The organism is Synechocystis sp. CACIAM 05, assembly GCF_010222815.1.
In the GTDB taxonomy this organism is placed as follows: Bacteria; Cyanobacteriota; Cyanobacteriia; order Cyanobacteriales; family Microcystaceae; genus Synechocystis.
Genome location: NZ_CP019225.1, coordinates 2,938,746 through 2,946,479 on the forward strand (window position 1 = coordinate 2,938,746; position 7,734 = coordinate 2,946,479).

The 7,734-nt window shown below is 42.8% G+C and carries 6 protein-coding genes and 1 pseudogene; 3 read left to right on the forward strand and 4 right to left on the reverse strand.

Features of this window, described 5'->3' with window-relative positions; genetic code table 11:
- The first annotated feature begins 17 nt into the window (after window positions 1–17).
- The 3 genes from arsS (at window position 18) to BWK47_RS13885 (ending at window position 3,509) form a co-directional block, all read left to right on the forward strand.
- Window positions 18–1,028 (forward strand): arsenosugar biosynthesis radical SAM (seleno)protein ArsS, encoded by a 1,011-nt coding sequence (gene arsS, locus BWK47_RS13875; protein ID WP_162329091.1) that lies wholly within the window; start codon window positions 18–20, stop codon window positions 1,026–1,028.
- A gap of 46 nt (window positions 1,029–1,074) precedes the next feature.
- A complete protein-coding gene (locus BWK47_RS13880; RefSeq protein WP_162329092.1) occupies window positions 1,075–1,704 on the forward strand; it encodes a TVP38/TMEM64 family protein in 630 nt (209 codons plus the stop codon).
- A gap of 284 nt (window positions 1,705–1,988) precedes the next feature.
- Entirely contained in the window at window positions 1,989–3,509 is a 1,521-nt protein-coding gene (locus BWK47_RS13885) for a bifunctional metallophosphatase/5'-nucleotidase (protein ID WP_162329093.1), read from the forward strand.
- A 57-nt stretch (window positions 3,510–3,566) separates the two neighbouring features.
- Here BWK47_RS13885 and BWK47_RS13890 read toward each other — a convergent pair whose 3' ends face one another.
- From BWK47_RS13890 to BWK47_RS17415, 4 genes and pseudogenes are all read right to left on the reverse strand, one after another.
- Window positions 3,567–4,082 (reverse strand): GNAT family N-acetyltransferase, encoded by a 516-nt coding sequence (locus BWK47_RS13890; protein ID WP_162329094.1) that lies wholly within the window; start codon window positions 4,080–4,082, stop codon window positions 3,567–3,569.
- A gap of 123 nt (window positions 4,083–4,205) precedes the next feature.
- Window positions 4,206–5,945: a helicase HerA domain-containing protein gene (locus tag BWK47_RS13895; protein ID WP_162329095.1), complete on the reverse strand. Its 1,740-nt coding sequence runs from the start codon at window positions 5,943–5,945 to the stop codon at window positions 4,206–4,208.
- A 236-nt stretch (window positions 5,946–6,181) separates the two neighbouring features.
- The gene (locus BWK47_RS13900) at window positions 6,182–7,420 is read right to left on the reverse strand and encodes a hypothetical protein (RefSeq protein ID WP_162329096.1); all 1,239 of its coding nucleotides are present in this window, start codon (window positions 7,418–7,420) and stop codon (window positions 6,182–6,184) included.
- Between the two features lie 232 nt (window positions 7,421–7,652).
- A pseudogene (locus tag BWK47_RS17415) lies at window positions 7,653–7,734 on the reverse strand (IS5/IS1182 family transposase); the annotation flags it as partial.

The window sequence follows — 7,734 nt, forward strand, 5'->3', positions numbered from 1 at the left end:
GTTAATTTTTAAACAAAATGGTTCAACAATTAGAACGTAGTCAGCAAACATTAAAAATTACGCCCTTTGCAAAAAAGTTGGGTAGTCCCCTTGGTAAACAAACTATTTCTACCCTGCAAATCAATTTGGGTAAACGCTGTAATCTAGCCTGTAGCCATTGCCATGTGGAAGCTAGTCCTAAACGCACTGAAGAGCTTTCCTCAGAGATTTGCCAACAACTAATTGCCATTATTCAAAAATTCCCCCAAATTAAAGTGGTAGATCTCACCGGAGGAGCACCGGAAATGCTCTACGGCTTTAAGCCCCTGGTGGAAGCATCTAGGAAGATGGGAAAAGAAGTCATTGTCCGCTCTAATTTGACCATTTATTTTGAAATGGGATTTGGAGACATTCCTACATATTGTGCCCAGCATCAGTTGAGAGTTGTGGCGTCATTGCCCTGTTACCTTGAAGATAATGTGGATAAAATGCGTGGCAACGGGGTTTATGAAAAATCAATTAAAGCTCTTCAATGGTTAAATAGCCTTGGCTATGGCAAGGATGCTAATCTAGTTCTAGATTTAGTTTATAATCCTCCTTTACCAACCTCAGATAAATTTTCCCTCCCCCCAGCCCAGGAACCCCTTGAGCAGAATTATAAAAAGTTCCTCAAAGAACATTTTGACATCGAATTTAATCATTTATTGACCATTACAAACTTACCCATTGGTCGCAGTAAATTTCATCTTGACAAGCATCAACTGCACCAAAAATATTTGACTTTCCTAGAAAGCAATTTTAATCCAGATACGGTTAACAATCTAATGTGTCGTAATGAACTTTCCATTGACTATTTAGGTAACGTTTACGATTGTGATTTTAATCAAATGGAAAATATTCCTGCGGAAAATCAATCCAGCCATAAGTTAACCGTTGCTGATCTACTAAGAGCTGACAATTTAGACTTAATTCAGCAGGTTAAAACCGCCGATTATTGTTATGGTTGTACCGCTGGTTCCGGCTCTAGTTGCGGAGGGGCATTAATTTGATTTTGACTGATATTATTCCTGCTTTCCTCATACATTTACACTGCAAATGGCCGATTATCTACTAAATGCTCTGCAATGGATTGATGGCTTGGGAACTTGGGCGGCGATCGCCTTTATGTTGCTTTACATAGTGGCCACGGTGGCATTTTTGCCGGGTTCCATTTTGACCCTAGGTGCTGGGGTAGTGTTCGGGGTAATACTCGGTTCAATCTATGTTTTCATTGGGGCCACGCTTGGGGCTACAGCCGCTTTTTTGGTGGGACGATATCTGGCCCGGGGCTGGGTTGCCAAGAAAATTGCCGGCAATCAGAAATTTAAAGCCATTGATGAAGCAGTGGGGAAAGAAGGATTAAAAATTGTTATTTTAACCAGACTTTCTCCGGTTTTTCCTTTTAATTTATTGAATTACGCCTATGGCATCACCAATGTTTCCTTAAAGGATTATGTAATTGGTTCCCTGGGTATGATTCCCGGTACTATCATGTATGTTTACATTGGCTCTTTAGCTGGTAGTTTGGCTACCCTTGGAATGGCAACTAACCAAGCTAATCCGACTTTACAATGGACAATCCGAATTGTTGGCTTTATCGCCACCGTTGCGGTGACTATCTACGTTACTAAAATTGCCAGAAAAGCTTTAAATGAAACGATTTTAACATCGGAAGTAGATGAATAAAGACTTGGTTTTTAGAGAAAAATGTAGGGGAAGTGATTTTGTTGCTTAATTCAGATTTCTATAATAAAGTCTATTGATCATAAAAATATCGAATCATCAATTCCTTTTAACTTACTACTATCAATTGATTGATATATTGCCAAGAATTTCAGGGATGTTATTGATGGAGTAAAGGAGTTAAGGTTAATTTTATTGTCATCTCACCACATAAACAACGCTATTGAAGACTTTCTGGCGCACAATGGATGGGTTAGGGATGTGTTGATAAGATTCTTTTCACGATCATGGTTAAAAATCAAGAGGCTTGGCTAACTCGGGGACTATGGAGCGTACTGATTTGGGGGGCCATGGCAACGGTCTGCCGAGCGGAAACCATTCCTTTTACCCTGCTGCAGCTTAACGATGTGTATGAAATTGCCCCCATTGATAACGGCCGTTGGGGCGGTTTGGCCCGGGTGGCCAATTTACGCCAACAGTTAGAACAAGCTAATCCCCACACCTACACCGTGTTAGCAGGGGATTTCCTCAGTCCTTCTGCCTTGGGCACAGCTCTCTACAATGGCGATCGCCTGGCGGGGAAACAAATGGTGGCGGTGTTGAATGCCATGGGGTTGGACTATGCCGCGGTGGGAAACCATGAATTCGATGTTAATGCCCAACAATTTCAGCAACGGATTACGGAGTCAGATTTTCAGTGGTTATCGGCCAATATTGCTGATGGTGCTGGCAATCAGTTTGAGGGCATCAAACCCTACGAAATTTTGACTGTCCCTGGGGCAGAAGGGGGAGAAGTAAAAGTTGGTATTTTAGCCTTGACCATTGACAGCAATGCTGTGGACTATGTCACCTACAGCGATCCCATTGCCACGGCCCGCCGCTACATAGACAATCTCCAAGGGGAAGTGGATGTTTGGGTGGCCCTGACCCACCTTTCCCTGGCCCAGGATTTGGCCTTGGCCGAAGCTATTCCCGAATTAGATCTGATTTTGGGGGGCCATGAACACGAAAATATCCAGCGTAACCATTTAATTATCAAGCCCGACAGTTCTGCAAGTTGTCCCCAGGCCCAAACGCCAATTTTTAAGGCCGATGCCAATGCCCGCACGGTTTACATTCATCAATTAACCTACGACACAAACCGGCAATGTTTACAAATTAATTCCCAACTGCAACCCGTCACAGCGGCGATCGCCAGTGATCCGGCCACCGAAAAAGTGGTTCAGCAATGGCAGGAAATTGGCTTTAATGCGTTTCGTCAACAGGGATTTGAACCAATGGCCGTTGTGGTCAACTCTCCCATCGCCTTAGATGCCCTCGATGCCCATGTACGCAGTGGCTCCACCAATCTCACCCGGTTAATTGCCAGGGCCATGGAGCAGGAAAACCCCGATGTGGCCATGGTGATGTTTAACGGTGGTATGGTGCGCCTTGATGACCTACTTGGTGCTGGAGCCATCACTCAATACGATATTATCCGCCTCCTACCTTTCGGAGGTCGGGTGGTGACAGTGGAGATACAAGGGGATTTGTTACAAAAAGTTCTGGCCCAGGGGGAAAAAAATAGCGGTACCGGTGGCTATCTCCAGCTAGGGGGCATGGCTCCCAACAATATTGAACCAAGCAAAACTTACCGGGTGGCGTTAATGGAATATTTGTTAAGCGGTCAGGAGGTAGGCTTGGATTACCTGACGACAAATACCCCTGGGTTGAAGGTGATTAACTACGGCCGGGATATCCGCTCGATTTTGGTGGATTATCTACAAAACAATGCCCAGCAAGCTTTTACCGATTTGGGGGAGTTGTGAACAAATAAACTTTTGGTTACGCAGATTCTAACCCAGTTGAAATAACTATCAAAGTAGTTAGTCTGGGTACCAAAACATGCCCTTAATGCCTTCTGGATCTAGCACAAAGCCCAAACGCCGATAAAAATCCACCACCTGGGGATCGGCGAACAGGGTGATATTGCTAATGTCGTAATGGCGTAATTTACGGATGATGTATTGCATCAGGGCCTTACCCAAGCCCTTGCTCTGAAGACTAGGATGGATCACCACGTCCCACACGGTGGCATTGAAAGCATGGTCGGAAGTGGCCCTGGCAAACCCCACCAATCGACGCCGATTGCCCTGCATTTCCCACATGGTAACCACCAAAAAACTACACTCTACGGCCTTTTTGACTTTGCGAATTGGCCGCCGGGCCCAGCCCACCGCATCACATAATTCCTCCAGCTCGTAAAGGTCAATATCCCGCTCAGTGGTGAAAAATATCCGGCCTTTATCGCCGTTATCGGTGGGAAATTCTTCTGCCCCCGTTGGGCCCAGGGATGGTGAACTAGTTGAATCGGGATTAAAAAAGCGTTTCCAAAAAACCATGCCGTTGGGCGTTCAAGAACAAGCTGGGGTGGACAAACGGAAAAACGGTGGGGGCAATGAAAATGGTGATAATTACCTTCAAACCTTAAGTATAAGCTTTGATCGCTTCCCCCTGGTGAATCTCTAAAAGCCTAAATCCTCCCTGGCGATCGCCGCTTCGGTCAATACTTCAGCATCGGTCTTGTTTGGCCAATCTTGGCAACCAATTTCACTGTAAAACTGCTGGTCATAGGGCCGGGTCCGTACCACCACCGGCATGGGCACTGCATGGCCCAAAACCAAGGCCTGTTGTTTGGAATCTAGCTTGGCCAGCACGGAACGCAAATTTTGTCCCCCCGACACCCCGGTAAAAATGGCTTCAATGTCCTTTTCGTCGTTGAGTAAACAGGTAATACGGGTACCAATTTGGGACATAACTTCATTGTCAATGCCCGACGGCCGTTGATCCACCACCAACAAAGTAACAAAGTATTTCCGCATTTCCCTGGCAATGGTGCCAAAAATAGTCTGATGGACAATGGCAGAATCTAAAAAGCGGTGGGCTTCTTCGATGGTAATTACCAATTGCCTCGGGCGATCGCCAACGTGTTTAGTTTGGAGAAATTTTTCTGCTTTTTTAACGTAAATGCCATGGATACGTCTGGTGATCATATTGGTGGCTAGCATATAGGAAAGCAAATTAGACTGGGAACCAAATTCAATTACCACATGTTTACCCGCTTCCAAACATTGCAACAATTGGTCAATGTAATTATGGGTGCTGACTTGTTTGAGATATTTTAAATTTTCCAGCCGTTTTAACTTACGTTGCAAAGACATGATAGAGCCGGGGTGCCCTTGTTTTTCTTCACAAAAAACCTTAATTTCTTCATTGCTCATCACCAGTAAACGGGAAATCCAACTAGAGCCAAACTCAGAAAATAAAATATTGGCATTGTCCAACGCCGCCTCTGACAAACCTAACTCAAAACCAACTAAACGAATATCTTCAATTTCAATTTGATCAAAACTTAAATAGAGTTCCTGGGCTCCCCTCACTCCCCGTCGCTTAGTGGATTCCGCATCGAGGGTAAAAATCTCCACTTCCCCCGGAAACAGTTGCCGCAGACCCTTAACAGTGGAAACGGTTTTGCCTTCCCTCATGGCTTCCCAGCCATACTCCGAGTGCATGTCAAACATCAAATTGACCGCCGCTTGTTTGTGGATAATGCCGGAAATTAATAATCTGGTTAAAAAAGATTTCCCTGTACCCGATTTGCCAAAAACTCCATTGCTCCGTTCCACAAAACGGTCTAAATCCAAACACACTGGCACCGCCATATCCAACGGTTCCCCAATGGCAAAATTGCGACGAAACGGATCATCTTCCCAACCAAACACCAAACGAAAATCCTTTTCACTGGCTTCAAACACTTGACTAAAGTGGGCTGGAATAGTTTTCACCGGCAGTAATTCCACGTCTGCATTACTATTAGCTTGATAGGAAGCCAAACCATTGCCATTACTCTGGCGATCGCCTTGGCCGTTTATCTTTTCAATTGAACTTTCCCCATAACTCGATTCCTTTTCCGACTCCGTTAACATTAACATGGGTGCTAATTCCAACGTGCCGTAGGTGCCACTGCCAGCCAATACATCAATTAAAAAATCATCGTTAATGTTAGGGGGATTAGCCAAAATCCTTGGATTTGCCGTTCCCAAAGAAACATCGGTGAGCAAACAAAAAAAGCGCGATCGCCTACCCTGAATAACTAAAAATTTCCCCACCCGCATTTCTTCCACCGAAACATCCGCATGGAGACGCACTTCCAAGCCTTTACTAAGGGAACCTTGGGTAACGGAGCCGAGGGCATGGTCTGACATAAATTCTGGGGCGGGTCAAAAATGGGGACAACGGTGGCGATCGGTTAATATTCAAACTTTGTGGTTAGTACTATTTTGTCATCCTACCACCTTAACCTCATCTATCTTGCGTAAGTCCTGACGAACTGATTATTGATTTACAGAACTTTCGTCTCTTCATTGCTATGTAAATTTTTGCTAATCTTGAGATGCCATTGCTTCTATCATAGTCATTTTTCATAAACTAGACCTGAGAATTATTCATTCAGCTCTTGAGTTGCACCACATTCTTTACAATGGGGCAAATGTTGATAAGTAAGGGCATGACAGCTCACGCATTCAACATATTGATAATAACCACAGTGGGGACAATAGGAATCCTGGGGACGAATTCGCTTTGCACACTTTACACAACTGGATTTTTGAAATCGTTTAGCTGCTTGACTTTTAGGATTAAAAACAACCCTTTGGAAAAATTTGATAACTCCAAATCCCACTAAAGGAATAAGTAGAATATATAGGTAATTAATAGCAAAAATTAATCCACCAAAGACAGCTTGAACAAAATTTAAAATGAGGTCAAAAATAAGACCAAATTGTAGAAATTCAAAGACCTTTAAAATTAGCGGTATAAGAAAAATAACTAGCAAGTGCCAACTAATCAAAGCTACTAATCCATAGCCTTTTTTCACTGCAACGCTATGAACCCAAAGAGCAGTTCCAATTAGGGGGGTTAAAAAGAGAGCCTGGAAAAAAAAGCGAATAGTGGGATACCAAAATAGTGCATTGATATAACTCTGATTTAATTCCTCCCAGATATCTTTTTGATTAATAAATTTAAGGAAATTAACGCTTTCTGGCTTTGCCAAAAGTTGCTGTTCTAAGCTAGCAATTTCTTGTTCAAGGCTAGCGATTTTAGCAATATTTTGATTTAATTGTTGCTTGGCTTTTTCTGGGGGAGTTTGATTAATTGAATTTTCTTTGCCTTGACCAGCAATTTTTTCTAATAGTGTCGAGTCATATTGGGAACGAATGGTATTATTAGATTCTTCAAGCTCATTAATTTGAGCTACGGTCTGGTTAATTTTGATAATAAGATTTTGATTGTCAGTGGTTTGAATTTTATCGTGATACTGGGCGTAGGTTAAACAAACTTGGCTAACTTGACCAAGATGGCCTCTTTCTGATTCTCTGAAACTCTTCTCTAAACTGTATTGATCAATAGGGTCAGTGGCAATAGCTTCCCGAATAATTTGAAGGTTTTTGTCAGAAATGGTTTGGCTTTGATAATTTTGCCAAGGAGCATGGCAAGGATAAGCTAAATTAGGGGCAAGATACCATTGGCCAATATCTTCTATTCCATTAAAAACATTGATAAGGATAAAAATATCAATAAGAATGATTACGATTAAGCTAACCTTGTTGAGAGGTTCATTCTTAACTGTTCTGGATTTATTCCAGAATTGATCAAATAGCCGACGAATGGAATTAAACATGGGGGTAATTAATTGTTACGTTAAGTTTTTAAATTAAACGTGGGAAGCCATGACCCAGTATCATGAATAAAAACCAGAATTGCCCCAGGGTTATTGCTAGGCAAAGTAAGGATCGGGATTTTCGCTTTTGCCCGGTTTCAATTGCCAAAACTAATTAGTTTATTAATTGTGCCATCTAATTTGTTATCCCCTATCATTCTGGCAGATGGCTTAAGAAAGTGTTTGAAAAGTTTTAAGCAAGCCTTTGAAGCATGAGATGAACCATGGCAACATAGAGCATTGTCTCACTGGTGGTAGGTAAATATTCATAATCC